This is a genomic window from Dyella sp. M7H15-1 (assembly GCF_004114615.1).
Taxonomy (GTDB): Bacteria; Pseudomonadota; Gammaproteobacteria; order Xanthomonadales; family Rhodanobacteraceae; genus Dyella_B.
In genome coordinates this window covers 90,635-106,135 of sequence record NZ_CP035300.1, presented here as the reverse complement: position 1 = coordinate 106,135, position 15,501 = coordinate 90,635, and the positions used below count along the sequence as shown (strand labels likewise).

The 15,501-nt window shown below is 62.1% G+C and carries 15 protein-coding genes; 1 reads left to right on the top strand and 14 read right to left on the bottom strand.

All coding sequences use genetic code 11. The features are described 5' to 3' along the window. Positions 1–2 precede the first annotated feature (2 nt). The 13 genes from trbJ to EO087_RS00615 all read right to left on the bottom strand — a co-directional run bounded on the left by trbJ (position 3) and on the right by EO087_RS00615 (position 12,385). On the bottom strand, positions 3–731 hold the full coding sequence (gene trbJ / locus EO087_RS00675) for a P-type conjugative transfer protein TrbJ (RefSeq protein ID WP_128897172.1): 729 nt from the start codon (positions 729–731) through the stop codon (positions 3–5). After that, positions 728–3,178, bottom strand: coding sequence for a conjugal transfer protein TrbE (gene trbE, locus EO087_RS00670; RefSeq protein WP_128897171.1), 2,451 nt, complete (start codon positions 3,176–3,178; stop codon positions 728–730). Before trbE ends, trbJ begins: the two co-directional genes overlap by 4 nt. A gap of 15 nt (positions 3,179–3,193) precedes the next feature. Further along, positions 3,194–3,463 (bottom strand): VirB3 family type IV secretion system protein, encoded by a 270-nt coding sequence (locus tag EO087_RS00665; protein ID WP_128897170.1) that lies wholly within the window; start codon positions 3,461–3,463, stop codon positions 3,194–3,196. Then, positions 3,460–3,843: a TrbC/VirB2 family protein gene (locus EO087_RS00660; protein ID WP_128897169.1), complete on the bottom strand. Its 384-nt coding sequence runs from the start codon at positions 3,841–3,843 to the stop codon at positions 3,460–3,462. The genes EO087_RS00665 and EO087_RS00660 overlap by 4 nt, the downstream gene beginning before the upstream one ends. Beyond that, complete coding sequence (gene trbB / locus EO087_RS00655) at positions 3,840–4,868, bottom strand: P-type conjugative transfer ATPase TrbB (protein WP_128897168.1); 1,029 nt, start codon at positions 4,866–4,868, stop codon at positions 3,840–3,842. The genes EO087_RS00660 and trbB overlap by 4 nt, the downstream gene beginning before the upstream one ends. Further along, a complete protein-coding gene (locus tag EO087_RS00650) occupies positions 4,865–5,329 on the bottom strand; it encodes a ribbon-helix-helix protein, CopG family (RefSeq protein WP_128897167.1) in 465 nt (154 codons plus the stop codon). Before EO087_RS00650 ends, trbB begins: the two co-directional genes overlap by 4 nt. Then, positions 5,326–7,329, bottom strand: a complete 2,004-nt coding sequence (locus tag EO087_RS00645) for a conjugal transfer protein TraG (RefSeq protein ID WP_128897166.1) — start codon at positions 7,327–7,329, stop codon at positions 5,326–5,328. Before EO087_RS00645 ends, EO087_RS00650 begins: the two co-directional genes overlap by 4 nt. Before the next feature lie 221 nt (positions 7,330–7,550). Next, positions 7,551–7,799 carry an EexN family lipoprotein gene (locus EO087_RS00640; protein WP_128897165.1) on the bottom strand — a complete coding sequence of 83 codons (249 nt, stop codon included), beginning with the start codon at positions 7,797–7,799 and terminating at the stop codon, positions 7,551–7,553. Beyond that, positions 7,796–8,743, bottom strand: a complete 948-nt coding sequence (locus EO087_RS00635) for a LysR family transcriptional regulator (RefSeq protein ID WP_128897164.1) — start codon at positions 8,741–8,743, stop codon at positions 7,796–7,798. Before EO087_RS00635 ends, EO087_RS00640 begins: the two co-directional genes overlap by 4 nt. Positions 8,744–8,815: 72 nt before the next feature. Next, complete coding sequence (gene chrA / locus EO087_RS00630; RefSeq protein WP_128899754.1) at positions 8,816–10,054, bottom strand: chromate efflux transporter; 1,239 nt, start codon at positions 10,052–10,054, stop codon at positions 8,816–8,818. A gap of 2 nt (positions 10,055–10,056) precedes the next feature. Continuing rightward, entirely contained in the window at positions 10,057–11,550 is a 1,494-nt protein-coding gene (locus tag EO087_RS00625) for a multicopper oxidase domain-containing protein (RefSeq protein WP_205744401.1), read from the bottom strand. A 2-nt stretch (positions 11,551–11,552) separates the two neighbouring features. Further along, positions 11,553–12,068, bottom strand: a complete 516-nt coding sequence (locus EO087_RS00620) for a DoxX family protein (protein WP_128899752.1) — start codon at positions 12,066–12,068, stop codon at positions 11,553–11,555. Next, the gene (locus EO087_RS00615) at positions 12,068–12,385 is read right to left on the bottom strand and encodes a PadR family transcriptional regulator (RefSeq protein ID WP_128897163.1); all 318 of its coding nucleotides are present in this window, start codon (positions 12,383–12,385) and stop codon (positions 12,068–12,070) included. Before EO087_RS00615 ends, EO087_RS00620 begins: the two co-directional genes overlap by 1 nt. Before the next feature lie 328 nt (positions 12,386–12,713). Between EO087_RS00615 and EO087_RS00610 the strand changes: the two genes are divergently transcribed. Beyond that, a complete protein-coding gene (locus EO087_RS00610) occupies positions 12,714–13,334 on the top strand; it encodes a class I SAM-dependent methyltransferase (RefSeq protein ID WP_128897162.1) in 621 nt (206 codons plus the stop codon). Between the two features lie 44 nt (positions 13,335–13,378). Here EO087_RS00610 and EO087_RS00605 read toward each other — a convergent pair whose 3' ends face one another. Further along, positions 13,379–15,340 carry a relaxase/mobilization nuclease and DUF3363 domain-containing protein gene (locus EO087_RS00605; RefSeq protein WP_128897161.1) on the bottom strand — a complete coding sequence of 654 codons (1,962 nt, stop codon included), beginning with the start codon at positions 15,338–15,340 and terminating at the stop codon, positions 13,379–13,381. Between the last annotated feature and the right edge of the window lie 161 nt (positions 15,341–15,501).

Genomic DNA, 15,501 nt, shown 5'->3' with positions numbered 1-15,501 from the left:
CGTCAGTTGCCGTAGAAGTTCACGGACTGCGGCGTGTACGGCGTGCCGGTGCCGAGGAAGCGTTGCGTGATGACGCGGCCTTGTTCGACGGCGGCGGCCTGTCGCGCCAGTTCCAGCGCCGCCGCGCGGCTCTGTGTGAGCTGGAGTTGCTGCGACTCGCTGGTCTGTTTCGCTTGCAGGGCCAAAAGCTGATTGGTCGCCTGCATAGCCTGCAGGGCGCCGGTGGCCGATTGGCTCTGGCCCACGAGGTCGGACATGGTGCCCGCGTCAACACTGATGTTCTGCGACACCTGCGCCTGCATTTGCATCGCGGTCTGCAAGCCGTTGAGCGTGTTCTGCCAACGCTGGTGGGCGTCCTGATACATCTGATTGCTGCTCACGGTCGCGGCGTACTGCTGCGGATACAACTGCGCGAACTGCTGGTCCATGCTCTGCACCTGGAACGCCAGTCCTTGCGCCTGCGCGATGAGTTGCTGCGTAGTCGCCAGGTTCGTGCGCAACTGGCTGACCACGTTAAACGGCAGGTTCGCCAAGTTGCGCGCCTGATTGATCAGCGACTGCGCCTGGTTCTGGAGTTGCCGGACCTGGTTGTTGATCTGCTCCAGCGTGCGCGCGGCGGTCATCGTGTTCTGCACGAGGTTGGTCGCGTCGATGACGGCCCATTGCGCGTGTGCGGCCGGCATGACGCCGACGAACGCCGCGACCGCAAGGGCGAGAAGGCGAATCTTCATGGCGAAATCTCCTGTGGTTGGGGAGCGAGGAAGGACGCGGCGGATGGCGCGGACGGCAGCAGGTCGGCCGCCCAATCGAGGCCGCGGTGACGCAGCCAGGCGCCGGCGAACCCCGGTGCTCCGGCGTCGGTCAGCACGTCGTCGATGGCGCGCTGGTCTTGGGGCGTCGAGGCACCCGCGAACGCGAGCGCGACCGGCCCCAGGTCGAGGTCGAACAGGCGATTGCCTGCGCGGGATTGGTAGTAGTAGTCGCGCTTGGGCTGCGCGGTGGCGACGATCTCGATTTGCCGGCTGTTGAGGCCGAAGCCTTCGTAGATCGTGCGGATCTGCGGTTCGGTGGCCTGCGGGTTCGGCAGGAAGATGCGGCTGGCGCAGCTCTCGATGATCGCCGGCGCGATGGTCGAATCCTTGATGTCCGCGAGCGACTGCGTGGCGAAGATGACGCTGACGTTCTTCTTGCGCAGCGTCTTGAGCCACTGGCGAATGCGCGCCGCGAACACCGGGTCATCGAGGAACAGCCACGACTCGTCGAGGATCAGCAGGGTCGGTGCCCCGTCGAAACGCTCATCGAAGCGCGCGAACAGGTAGCCCAGCACGGCCAGCACTGCGGCCTTGCTGTGCATCAACTCCTCCATCTCGAAGCACTGCACGTCGGCCGCGCCGAGCCGGTCGTGATCAGCATCGAGCAGCTTGCCGTGTGCACCGCCGAGCACATACGGCGCGAGCGCCTGACGCAGTGCATTCGATTGCAGCAGTACCGACAGGCCGGTGAGCGTGCGCTGTTCGACCGGCGCGCTGGCGAGGCTGCCAAGCGCCGACCATACGGCCGCCTTCTCGTCGGGTCCGAGGGCGACGCCTTCGTGCGACAGGCGGCCTTCGACCCATTCGGCGGCCCATGTGCGATAACCCTCGTGGTCGATGCGCGCGAGCGGCTGGAACGCGATCGCGCCATCGGCGCCGAGGTCGTAATACTCTCCGCCCAGGCCTAGCGCCGTTGCGCGCATCGAGCGGCCCATGTCGAATGCAAAGATGCGCGAACCGGGATAACGCCGGAACTGCATCGCCAGCGTGGCGAGCAGCACGGACTTGCCCATGCCGGTCGGACCGGCAATCAGCGTGTGGCCGACGTCGCCGATGTGCGTCACCAGCCGGAACGGCGTCGCGCCATCGGTGCGGGTAACGATCAGCGGCGGGCCGTCGAGATGCTCATTCTTTTCCGGCCCAGCCCAGACCGCCGACACCGGCGTCAGGTGCGCGAGGTTCAGCGTGGAGATGATGGGCTGACGCACATTGGCGTAAGCGTTGCCGGGGATCGACGACAGCCACGCCTCTACGGAATTAAGGGTTTCGTGGATGGTCACGAAGCCCCGGCTCTGAATCGCGCGCTCCACCATGCGCAGCTTCTCGTCGGCCGTGTCGGCGTCGGTATCAAGCACCGTCACGGTCGCGGTGACGAAACCGAAGGCGACTTGATCGCTGCCCAGCTCCTGCATCGCGGCGTCGGCGTCGGTGGCCTTGTTGCTCGCGTCGGTATCGACCAATGGGCTTTCCTGCTGGAAGATCGTTTCGCGCAGCAGTGCGAGGACGTTCTTGCGCTTGGCGAACCACTGCCGGCGCAGGCGGCCGAGTTCCTTTTCGGCTTCGGCCTTGTCCATGCAGAGGAAGCGCGTGCTCCAGCGATACGCGAAACCGAGCCGATTGAGGTCGTCCAGAATCCCCGGCCAGGTCGAGGTCGGGAATCCGCGCACCGTCACGACGCGCAGGTGTGCATCACCGAGTATTGGCGCGAGCCCACCGATCAGCGGCACGTCGGCCAGCAGCGCGTCGAGATGGAACGGCACTGCCGGCACGCCGACGCGATAGCGTTGCGTCGAAACGGTCGCATGCAGGTAGGTCAGCGTTTCGGCGTCGTCGAGCCAGTCGATTTCCGGCATCACGCCGTCGAGCAGATCGAAGATGCGGCCGGTTTCCGCGACGAATGCGGTCAGGCGTTCGCGCCAGTCCACGCCAGCGGTCGGCGTGTTCTCGTACAACAGCTTGGCCGCGCGGGCGCGGGATTCCTCCGGCGGCAGGTATTGCAGCGTGAGGTGATAGCCGCTCTCGAAGTGGTTTCCCGATTCCTCGAAGGTCGCGCGGCGTTCCTCGTCCACCAGCCACGACAGCGGCTCTGGGAAATCCGAGCGCGGATAGTCGGCTGCCGGCCGGCGCTCGGCTTCGACGAACAGCGCCCAGCCGGCGTCAAGCCGGCGCAGCGCGTTGTTCAGTCGCGCGGTGGTGGCGATCAGCTCGCCTTGCGTCGCGCTGTCGAGGTCGGGGCCACGGAACCGTGCCGTGCGCTGGAACGAACCATCCTTGTTCAGCACGAGGCCGGGCGCGACAAGGCCAGCCCACGGCAGCCAGTCGGCAAGCAAGGCCGGTCGCTGGCGGTATTCGGCGAGGTTGAGCATCGCGGCGGCCTCCCGTCACACGTCCAGCAGCGGCTTGTGCTTGAGGTGCTTGGCGAACACCTGCATGAACTGCGGATCGACACGCGCGCCCCACACGGCCAGCGAATGACCAACGACCCAGAGCACGACGCCGGGAATCCACAGTTGCAGGCCCAGGCCCACGGCGGCGGCGAGCGTGCCGTTGGCGATCGCCACGGTGCGCGGTGCGCCGCCCAGCAGGATCGGCTCGGTCAGCGAGCGATGCAGCGGCACCTCGAAACCCGGCAGATCGGTGGCCGTACTCATACGACGGCACCGCCGGAGAAGCTGAAGAACGACAGGAAGAAGCTCGACGCCGCGAATGCGATGGACAGGCCGAACACGATCTGGATGAGCTTGCGGAAGCCGCCCGACGTGTCGCCGAAGGCCAGCGCAAGGCCAGTGGCGATGATGATGATGACGGCGACGATGCGCGCGACCGGCCCCTGGATGGATTCGAGGATGGATTGCAGCGGGCCTTCCCACGGCATCGAGGAGCCGGCGGCCTGCGCCGTGCCAGCCGTCATCAGCATGACGGCCGCCGACAGCAGGCCGCGGTGCGCCGGTGCCGCTAGGCGGCGCAGACGCACGGGGATGGAAGCCGGATTTACGGAAAAGCGGAAAGCAGCGGCGTGCATCTGCGTCATGGCAGTTCTCCAAGGTGGTTGGGGTTCGGGAAAGGGAGCGGCAGCTCTGGATGCGGCGGTGGCTCCAGCGCGTCCGCGAGGCGGTAGCCCACGCCGTCGAAACCGAGGACGCGGGCGATGCTTTCGATGCGACGGCGCCGGCCGCGGCCGGCGATGTGAATGACGACGTTGACCGCTTCGGCGACCAGCGCCCGCGGCGGGTTCACCGCGACTTCGAGGATCAGTTGCTCCAGGCGCAGCAGCGCGCCCGGTGCGGAACCGGCGTGGATCGTGGCGATGCCTCCGGGATGGCCGGTGCCCCACACCTTGATGAGATCCAGCGCCTCGCCGCCGCGCACCTCGCCGACGATCACCCGGTCAGGGCGCAAACGCATCGTGGCGCGCACCAGCTCGGTCATCGACACGACGCCAGCGCGCGTGCGCAGAGGTACGTGGTCGCGTGCCGCGCATTGCAGTTCCACCGTGTCTTCGAGCACCAGCACGCGGTCGCCGGTAGCGGCGATCTCTGCGAGCAAGGCATTGGCGAGCGTGGTCTTGCCGGTGCTGGTGCCGCCGGCGATGAGGATGTTCTGGCGCTCGCGTACAGCGTCGCGCAGGAACGCGGCCTGCTCGACGCTCATCATTCCATCGGTGATGTAGCGATCCAGCGGAATGACGCCAACCGCGCGCTTGCGCAGCGCGAAGGCCGGTCCTGGCGCTGCCGGTGGCAGGATGCCCTCGAAGCGTTCGCCGGTTTCGGGCAGCTCGGCGGTCAGCAGCGGCTGGCCGCGATGCACTTCCGCGCCGACGTGCGCGGCGACCAGGCGGATGATGCGTTCGCCATCTTCCTCGGACAGCTCTGCACCCATCGGTGCTCGACCCGACGACAGGCGATCGACCCACAGCGTGCGGTCGGGGTTGAGCATGATTTCCACCACGTCCGGGTCTTCCAACGCGGCGGCGATCAGCGGCCCCATCGCCGTGCGCAACATGCGGATGCGCCGGTCGAGCGACGTAACGGCGAAGGACTGCGGTTGCGCGCTCATGTCGCACGCTCCTGGGCTGTGGCCAGCGCCGCCGCGTCGTCCAGTCGCGCGGTGTCGGGATTCAGTTCCTCCACCACGTCACGCACGAGGCTGCGACCGCGCATCAAGTGGCGGCCGAGCTGTTCGACGAACTGCTCAAAACGTGCCTTGCCCTGCGCTCGGGCCGCATCCTGGTGGGCCTCGGGAATCGGCGTGCTGACCGTCAGGAAGTAGCGAACGAACAGCGCCAGCGTCTCGATCTCGATGTTCTGGTCGCGCTCCAACTTCTCGAACTGGCGCGTCAGCCGGTCGAGCCGCTTGGCGATGGCAGCCTCACGCTGGTCGCCCGCATCGGGTGACAGCCATGACGCCAGCGCCGCCGCGACGATGGATGACTTCGATACGCCTTTCTTCGCGGCCAGTTCGTCGAGGCGCTTGGCATGCTCGTGCGGAATGAACAAGTTGAGGCGGTACTGGCTCATAGCTCGATCCCGTCCTGTTGGTCGAGGGACGCGAGCCGAGCCGTGCGTTGCATGGCCGGATCGAGTTGGCGAGGAAGCGGCAACGGCAGGTCGTCGTCATCGAGCAGCGCCAGGTCGTTATCGGCCGGCTGCTGCTCGGGGCTATAGGCGGCGACTTCGGATAGCTCCGGCTGCCGGCGCGGGCCGCCGTCATCGGTCGAGCCCGTGTCGATGGCAGCCAGGCCCACGACTGCGGGCGCGGTTGGAACGGCAGGAATAGCCAGCCCGCTCCAGTCGTCCGGCCGCAGCGGTGGTGCGTCGGCATAGCGCCCGGCGGCAAGCGCCGGTGGCGGCAGCACGCGGCGCTTGAAATTCGCGTCGGCGTAGTAGCGCAGCTTCTTGGCTCTGATCGGCGCGACACTGGACACCATCACCACGGCGTCGTCGGGCGGGAGCTGCATCACTTCGCCGGGCGTCAGCAGCGGACGCGCGGTTTCCTGGCGCGACACCATCAGGTGGCCCAGCCACGGCGAGAGACGATGGCCGGCGTAGTTGCGCTGCGCGCGCAGTTCGGTGGCGGTGCCGAGCGTTTCCGAGATGCGCTTGGCGGTGCGTTCGTCGTTGGTGGCGAACGTCACGCGCACATGGCAGTTGTCAAGGATGGAATGGTTTTGGCCGTAGGCTTTGTCGATCTGGTTGAGCGACTGCGCGATGAGGAAGCTGCGGATGCCATAGCCAGCCATGAACGCCAGCGCCGTCTCGAAGAAGTCGAGGCGGCCCAGCGCCGGGAACTCGTCGAGCATCAGCAGCAACTTGTGGCGGCGTGCGATGCCGTCGCTGCCATCGAGCGATTCGGTGAGGCGCCGACCGATCTGGTTGAGGATCAAGCGCACCAGCGGCTTCGTGCGGCTGATGTCCGACGGCGGCACGACGAGGTACAGCGAGACGGGATACTTGGATGCGATCAGGTCGGCGATGCGCCAGTCGCAGCGCGACGTGACTTCGGCCACTGTGGGATCGCGGTACAGGCCGAGGAACGACATGGCGGTGGACAGCACGCCCGACCGCTCGTTGTCCGACTTGTTCAACACCTCGCGCGCAGCGGATGCGACGACGGGATGCGGCACGTCGCCCAGGTGACACGTCGTCATCATCCGATGCAGCGTCAGCTCGAACGGGCAAGCCGGGTCGGAGAGGAAGTTGGCGACGCCGCGCAGCGTTTTGTCCTCGCCGGCGTAGAGCACGTGCAGGATGGCGCCGACCAGCAGCGCGTGCGAAGTCTTCTCCCAATGATTGCGGCGTTCGAGCGCGCCTTCGGGATCGACCAGGATGTCCGCGATGTTCTGCACGTCGCGCACTTCATGCGCGCCGCGCCGGACTTCGAGCAGCGGGTTGTAGGCCGCCGATTTGGCATCGGTGGGGTTGAACAGCAGGCAGTGCGAGAAGCGCGAGCGCCAGCCGGCGGTGATCTGCCAGTTCTCGCCCTTGATGTCGTGGATGACGGCGGACGCCGGCCAGCTCAACAGCGTCGGCACCACCAGGCCGACACCCTTGCCGGAGCGCGTCGGCGCGAAGGTCAGGACGTGTTCCGGGCCTTCATGCCGCAGGTATTGGCCGCGATGTAGGCCGAGAAAAACGCCGACGGGCTTGTCGAGTTTGGCCTTGCGAATATCGGCAGCATCAGCCCAGCGCGCCGAACCGTAGGTCGTGACCAGCTTCGATTGCCGCGACCGCCACACTGACATGGCGATTGCGACCAGCACGGACATGAGGCCGCTGCCCCCAGCGATCGCGCCGCCTACGTCGAAGACGTGCCGTGCATAGCCGTCGTAGAGGAACCACCACTCGAACAGCCGCCAAGGGTGGTAGACCGGCGTGTGGAAGAAATCGAACCAGGGCGAGCCAAGGCGTAGCTGGTAGCCCAAGGCGGCGGCTGTCCATTGTGTGGCGGCCCACACGCCGGCGAACACAATGCCGAATACCACGGCGATCTGCCCGAACAGCACGCCTTGACCTTGCATCTCCGCCTCCGTTTTCTCCTGTGCGACACGCGGCACAAGGGCGTGCCGTACACGCGAGGATCGGAGTCAGGTCGAGGGCCGGTCAAAGACCGTTATCGGAAGAAAAGTCGCGGAAAAAGCAAGATTTCGCGCAGTGGCGAATATTGGAGAAACGCCGCGTGCGGCGGCGCATTGCGGCGTATCGAGTTGGGGGATCGAAGTTTCTTACGAATAGGCAACGATCAGAACTTCGGCTGCTCCTTCGGCGGGGTGTACGGCGTCTTGCCATCCCCGAAGAAGCGCCGATTCGTTGCCTCGGCCGCACGATTGCAGAGTTCATCGCCCACCTTGGCGCGATCCGTCTTGCACTGTTCGCGCAATTCCTTCAACCGTGTGGGGTTGGCTGCAAGAGCCTCCACCGTTTCGGCTGGTGGAGACTTGCCGCAAGCAGTCAGCGCTACGGCAAGTGTAAACAACATGATCCTGTTCACGGTTCGATTTCCTCCGAAGCATCGAGGTCGGATAGTTCAGCAGGGTTCATTGCAGGAGGCGAGTCGATGGCGCTTATTCTTGCGACAAAGCGAGCCAGTGCCTCAGTTGGTTTGTTGTTCAAGCGCAGCAGATACGTGGTCAGCACCGGCATTCGGAAGCCAGCAAGAGGCCGAGCCACCACGCCTGACTCGCGGCTGTTGACGATTTGCGAAGCACCAGCCAGTCCCAAGGCGAAGCCTGCTGCTACCAGCGCCATCATCAGATCGGTGGAAACTACCCGTTCGGCGATCAATGGCTCTTGGTCGGCCTTCCGCAGCACTCGCTCTATCTGTCGCACATAACCTTCGCATATCTGCGGATCTCCAAGTACCAACGGGTAGCGCAGCAATTCCTTCAGAGGGATGCGCTTGTATGTCAGCAGAGGATGGCGAGCAGGAACCGCTACCACCAATGGGTCGGTCCAGACGGCTTCGGCAAGGATGCCATCGCCAACTTCATCCGATCGTGCGAACCCCACATCGTACAAGTCTTCGTGCAGTCCTTTGATCTGCTGTACCAATGGGACTTCGGTCAGACGTATCTCGATCTCCGGCTCCTCTTGACGGCACAACGCCAGAAAGGTCGAGAAGCGCGACGGCGGGATGCCATCCGAGAGCGCTACGCGCAACTGACTGTGAAAGCCATTGGTGGCAGCCTTTACGCTGTCTCGTGCTTGCTGGAGGGCTGCGAACACACGCTGCACATGGTCCAGAAATAGTTGTCCTGCACGTGTCAAGCGTGTGCTGCGCGTGGTTCGCACAAAAAGCTGGGTACCAAGATCTTCTTCAAGTTCTTTAATCGCTCGCGATAGCGGAGACTGCTCAATATGCAGTCGCTCTGCTGCACGAGCGAAGTGAAGCTCCTCCGCCACGGCTAGAAAACAACGTAGATGACGAAGCTCCATTGATCAGATATCCGCTCTTCCAAGCCACTACTGTTAATTCGGAATCGATATAGGCCATGCTCCAGCCGATATCTACCCGACGACATGTGCGAAAGTCGCAGCCACAACACACCACGTAACGACCAACAATACGGGAGCCCGCCCCGCAACCAGTAGAACAAAGGCAATCAATGCGATTGCAAAATCCTTTGCATTTAGCACCGCACTAATCCATACAGGGTCGTAGAGTGCAGCAGCCAGCAGTCCCACCACTGCTGCATTCACACCCGCAAGAACTCTCGCTGCGATCGGCCCTCCACCAACGACACGCCAGAAGGGAAGCGCAGCGGCAACCAGCAACAGGCCAGGTAGAAAGATCGATATCAAGCTGGTGGTTGCACCAAGAAATCCTCCATCTCCTCCATGCAATCTATCTCCAAGGAATGCCGAAAGAGTAAACATGGGGCCTGGCACTGCTTGCGCTGCGCCATATCCGGCGAGAAAGGTGTCGTTGCTGATCCAGCCGGTATCCACAACAGTTTGCTTGAGTAACGGCAGTACCACATGTCCACCGCCGAAGACCAAAGCGCCTGCTTGATAAAAGGCGCCGGCTACGTGCACGAGAGGAGGGAATCCTTGCAACGGCATCAGCGTTGTCACCAAGAGGATGGAGAACAATGCGAATAGTGCGATACCAGTGCGACGCCCATACCTGAGATCAAAAGAACTCTGGGTCGGCCTCGTCACTCCATGACACAGGACGAGCCCCAATAATCCGCCGGCGATGACGATGAGAAGCTGAAGCCATGCGTTGTTGCCGACAGCGATGACGCCTGCCGCTACCGCAGCAATCAACGCCCGCGGCCGATCTGGAGTTAAGGTGCGCGCCATGCCCAAGACGCCTTGGGCTACGACGGCTACGGCGACCAACTTCAATCCATGCAGCGCGCCTTGCCCCCAAGGTCCTACCAATTGGTCGCTTAGCATGGCCAATGCAAAAAGAATCAGTGCCGATGGCATCGTGAACGCCACGAACGCCGCAATCGCACCACGCCATCCCGCCCTGAGCAGACCAATCGAAAAGCCGAGTTGGCTGCTGGCCGGCCCGGGCAGGAACTGACACAGAGCCAGCAAATGCACAAAATGCTCATCGTCCAGCCAACGGCGTTTTTCCACGAACTCCTGTCGAAAGTATCCAAGGTGCGCAATCGGCCCCCCGAACGAAGTCACCCCTAGTTTGAGAAACACCAAAAAAACTTCCGCGGCACTGCCGCCATGTTTTTTTGTGGGCTTATTTGTAATCGAGGTTATGTCGCTTGAATTTTGAAGCATTGTCATTTGCAGTCAAATAGAGCCATGAAGCCAAAATCCATATGCAATTGCATATGGCAGTGAAAAAGTGATAACCCTGGTTGGTCCGCCGTAAAATCTATATCCATTGTTTGATAGCCGCCCAGCATTGCGACGTCCTTGGTGACGCCGGAGACTGGCCTGCCAGCGATGTTAGAAATTTGGAAACTATGTCGATGTAAATGCATTGGATGAACGTCGTCTGTTGCGTTACGCATGCGTAGCCGATAGCGCTTCCCGCGCCTCAGGTGATACATCGGCTCCATCTTCTTCATATCAAAGGCGACGTTATTGATGGTCCAAACATTAAATCCTTTGTCGGCCGCATTGAGCTTCCGGAACGTCATTTCAATGACTTCTTCTGGTGGAGCGAGTGTCGCCGTTCCTTTTTCGGAAAATAGGCGATAGTCCCAGGGAAATGCCTTTGGCGTGATCCATCTTGGCTTCCCTTTATGGCCGGCATATTCGATCACCACTCCCATGCCGCGTTGCCGATCGTCGTCGGCCAAGTCACCAAGTATCCAAACTCCGGGGGATTTCATTTCAACAGTTGCACTAATCCGTTCGGCAGTCCCAATCCATAGCACCGGAACCTCTGCCGGATTCGGAACGGGATTTCCGTCGAGCGCAATAACTCTGAAGACATGGCCTGGCAAGGCCAGGCTACGGATTTCGGTTGCGCTCCCGTTGAGGATGTGAAATAGGACACGTTCCCCCTCCTTCACGCGAATGGGATCACCATGTCCCAGCATGCGCCCGTTGATCGAGAACGTTTGGTATCCCACCTCATAGCCATGTGGCGCCCCTTTCGCCAGCGATGCCATCATCGCGCTCTCACCAAATTCTTCGAGACTGTGCTCTCGATCTCCGGGAACGAGGAAATCCATCGCCATATCGCCCCCCTTGCTGAAAAACGGATCGAACTCCTTTAGCGTGAGAAAGACTTCCCGATCGTAACCACCCGGATCATGCCGAGGCTCGATATACACAGGCCCAACTAAGCCGCTGTATTGCCCTATGGAAAGGTCGCTGCCGGCAACCAAATGGGTGTGATAGAAGCGAAAGCCAGAAGGGCCCGGTATAAATGCAATGCGACGCATTCCGCGAGCCGGGATATAGGGGGTTCCTTCCTCTGCGGCGCCATCGACGTCGACGGGGACGAATTGCCCATGCCAGTGCAACTGTTCTGGGATATCCGTATCGTTGTGGATATCAACAACAACTTTTTGGCCCTCCTTGAAGCGAAGCAAGGGGCCGGGAAACTGATCGTTGTAAGTCGTAGTAGAAACCACATGATCGGGCGCCAACTCGACCAGGCTTCGAGCTATGCGAAGGGTATAGTCCGCATTTCCATTTACCGCGTCGGGTATTGAGTTTGAATTTGCTTGAACTGCATCGCCCAACGAAGCTATGGGGATGGCGCTTGTTAAAGCGGCCATGCCACCGATTTTCAAGAACTCACGCCGATCAATTGTCACAATCAGTTCTCCGCCTTCTCGAATTGTCCAGCCGAACGAGCATTTAAATGCCGCGTCAGCCACGCATCCAATGACCAACTGCCTCCGCCATTGATCAGCAGGAACAGCGCGCCAAGGAGCATGCAGAAGTCGGTGCGTGCCTCATGCGCCATACCCCAGAATCCGTAGCGGGCCTCAGCCGGTGCATGGAAGATCCAGACATCATGGCCAAGCATCAGTGGCAGCTTGGTGGAGACCAATGCCACGATCATCACGATGATTAGCGGTATTGCCGCCAATCTTGTCAGGAGCCCAAAAATGATCAGCAAGCCACACACTGTTTCGACTATGCCGACGAATGAACCCATTACATCGGGCCAAGGAATGCCAATTTTGGCGAATCTGCCGGCCCCGAGGATGGAGGGGAAAAGTAATTTTTGAAGACCCTCTGGAAAGAAAACCACCAGGCCAACCAGAAGTCTTATTAATATCGATGAAGCACCAATATTCGTTCTTAACCACAGCCTCCACTCAATCATCACGATTTCCTCTTGTGCTCGTGGAAGAGTTCACCAAACAACTCTCGAACTTTTTTCTTGGCGGCCTCCAACGCTCGCCTTCCCATTGGGGTGATCTCATAGACGCGGCGGCCGATCTTTCCTTGCTGAACCTGCTTAGACGTCAAGTACCCTTTTTTTTCAAGCCCATGCAATATTGGATACAGCGTCCCGGGGCTTAATTGATATCCATGGTGCGCGAGCTCATTAATCATCTCCTGCCCATAGATAGACATCTCTGCCGCATGATGGAGTATGTGAAGGCGTATGAGCCCGGCGTAAAGATCGCGATCGTCCATACGTAAATCCAATCGTCATATGCAAAGAGACTTGCCGTATAGGAAGCGGTCCTTAATGAGAAGGGATAAGGGCCGACCCTCAATGGATGTACTCAGTTAACGGTTAGCTTCGCGGAGCTATTACTGCGCCACGATATCTATGTACGATATCGTATTTCGATATCGATGTCATGTCAAGCACGCGAGTCCTGGTATATAGATCATAAGAACGTTTGTTTGCTACGCGTAGCGTAGGCATCCGACCATTTTTCCTGACGACAACGGAAGGAATTTGCCGCTATAGTTGTTCGGCGCACCGGTTCGCGGCGCATCGAGTTCAGGAGGCCAGATGCAATCCAAGGAACATTGGGAGCAGATCTACACGACGAAGTCCGAGAAAGACGTGAGCTGGTTCCAGGAGCACGCGCGCCAATCGATCGAGCTTATCAAGCGTACGGGTATCTCGAAGGGCTCTAGCATCATCGACGTCGGTGGCGGCACCTCGACGTTAGTCGATGATCTGCTAGTCCACGGATATCAGCATGTCACCGTCCTGGACTTGTCCGAGGCCGCGCTAGAAGCTTCACGAGTTCGTCTCGCGGAACGAGCGCTCGGGGTGAGTTGGCTTACGGGCGACATCACCATGCTTGAGCTTCCGCGGCACGCATATGACATCTGGCACGACCGCGCCGTTTTCCATTTCCTCACGGCGCGCGAAAAGCGAGAGGCCTACGTCAATGCAGTTCTTCGCGCTGTCAAGCCGGGTGGTCACGTTATCGTGGCGACGTTCGCTGAAGACGGCCCTGAGAAGTGCAGCGGGTTGTCGGTCATGCGATACAGCGCCGACAGCCTGCATGCGCAGTTCGGTACACCATTCACCCTCCTGCAGCAGGAGCACGAAGAGCATCAAACGCCCTTCGGCACAGTCCAGAAATTCATTTATTGCCTGTGCCGCAAGGAATCGAACTGACCGTGGACGCGCCTCCGGACGCTATCGCGAGGTAGAGCCAAGAGTCAGCCAATTGACAAGCCTTGCTTTTTGTCGACCTGCCACGACACCTCATGTTTCTTGAGGCTGGCAGTAACGCTTTGCCCGAGCCGTTGCTCGATCACCGGTTTCCACGGCACCAAGCTGAATCCCATGCCGTCATCAAGCATCGCGTAGCGACCGCTGGCGAGCATGACGGAACGCCGGTAGATGCCGGCCACTCGCTGCCCGTCAGCCACCGGGCGATGCTCAAGGCCAGTGGCGGCCGCAATGTCCTTCGCGGCCTGGGCCAGTTCGCGCGCGCGCAGCGTCGCCAACAGGTTCCGTGCAAGGACGACGTGCTGCCCCCGATGCTCGGCCAGCCCCTGTTCGACCAAGAAGTCGGCGCGCTGACGCAGCGCGTCCTTGACCTCGGCCCCAAAGCCCAGGTCGCCTAACCCCTTGCCGCCGCCGATCAATTGCTGGTCGAGCCAGGTGGCGCCGATCACGCGGGCCTGCCGCTCGATGGGCATGTGTGATTTCAGTTCTGCCGCCACGCCGCCGCCGAGCCGCTGCGCGTCGTATTGGCGGCCACGCTCGGCCAAGTCGCCGGGCACGCGCCAGACGCCTTCGGCCTCGCGCTCCACGATGCCTGCGCGACGCAGAGTTTCGAGCCGGCGCACATGGGCGGCCACCACTTCGCGCGGGTCGCGGTCGGGCGTCGCCTGACCGCGGGCGACGGCTAGGTGATGATCGGTGCGATACACACCATCGACGGCCAGCGCGGCGATGTTGCGGTCGGCAGCGCGCACCTCGGCTGTGCTTCTCACCTCCACGATGGAACCGGCTGGATACTGCTCCAGTTCGGCGCGCGGCGGCAGTGCGGCGTAGTGCGCCTTGCCGTCCGTGCCATCGACGATCAGATAGCCCTTGTCGTACAACTCATCGGCCAGTCCCTTGCCGACGACGCGGCCGACGATGGTGCGGCTATCCTCGCCGGGCTGGAACACGGCCAGCTCGCGCTGCTTGCCGCTCATGGCTCGCTGCATAGTGCGGATGATGTCGCCGCGCTCTCCCATTGCCCGCAGGGTCGGCTCGGCCTCGGCATGGACGGCCCATGCGCCCGGCTGCTGCTCGGTCGCCAGCCCCATGCGCTGCAAGCGCTGCAGGCGGCCGATCAATGCTTGCCGCTGGCGTTGCAGTCGGGGTTCGGCGAAGCGTTCGACGCGCACCAGGCCGTCGTCGCCAGCCTCGCGCTGCAAGATGCGATCCAGACCTGTCCATCGCTCCTGTTCGACTTCGCGCAGCATGGCCTGCTGCATCTCCAACTCGGTGCGCGGCCCCAGCCATTCGGTCGCCAGCTCCGACGCACGCCGACGCATCCCTTCGGCGATGTAGTCACGCGAAATGATGAGGTCTTTGCCGCTGTCGTCCTTACCTCGCAGAACGACGTGCGTATGTGGGTTGTCGGTGTTCCAGTGATCGACGGCCACCCATTCCAGCCGCGTGCCCAGGTCGGCCTCCATGCGCGCCATTAGGTGTCGGGTGTAGGTGCGCAGGTCGTCGAGCTGTTCGGCGTCCTCCGGTGAGACGATGAACCGGAACTGGTGCCGGTCGCCTTCGCCGCGCTCCTTGAACGCTTCGAGGTCGGAATTGTCGGTCGTCGGCCCGTAGGCGTGGCCCGGCCCGCCTTGGCGATCGACGCCTTCGCGCTCGATGTAGCGCAGGTGCGCGGAGGTCGAGCGTGGCCCGGCCTGTGCCAGATTCACTAGCCGGGCCTTGATCGTCACGCGCCGGGCGTTCGCCCCAAGTTCACGACCAGCAAAGCGAGCAGCAACGTGGCCGCGCCCCAACCGGGAACCGGGTCGCTGACCGACCTTGCCAGCCGCCTTGCCGAGCTTCGCGCCGGCTTTGTTCGTCTGCCGCAGCACCTTGTTGATGAAGGCATCGCCGCGCTGTTTCGGCGCACCAGGGCGGACACGGAAGTGGTCGTCGTCGCGCTGGCTCATGGGGCGGTTCCATCCAAGACCATCGCACTCCGGCGCGCGAAGCACGCGCTTTCGCCCATGCCGATGCGGCGTTGCGCACCTTCGCGGCACGCTGCCGCTCCTTGGCGCGTGCCGCGCCAGCCCCATGTGCAGACAAGGTTTTCAAGCGGCCACGTGCCGCG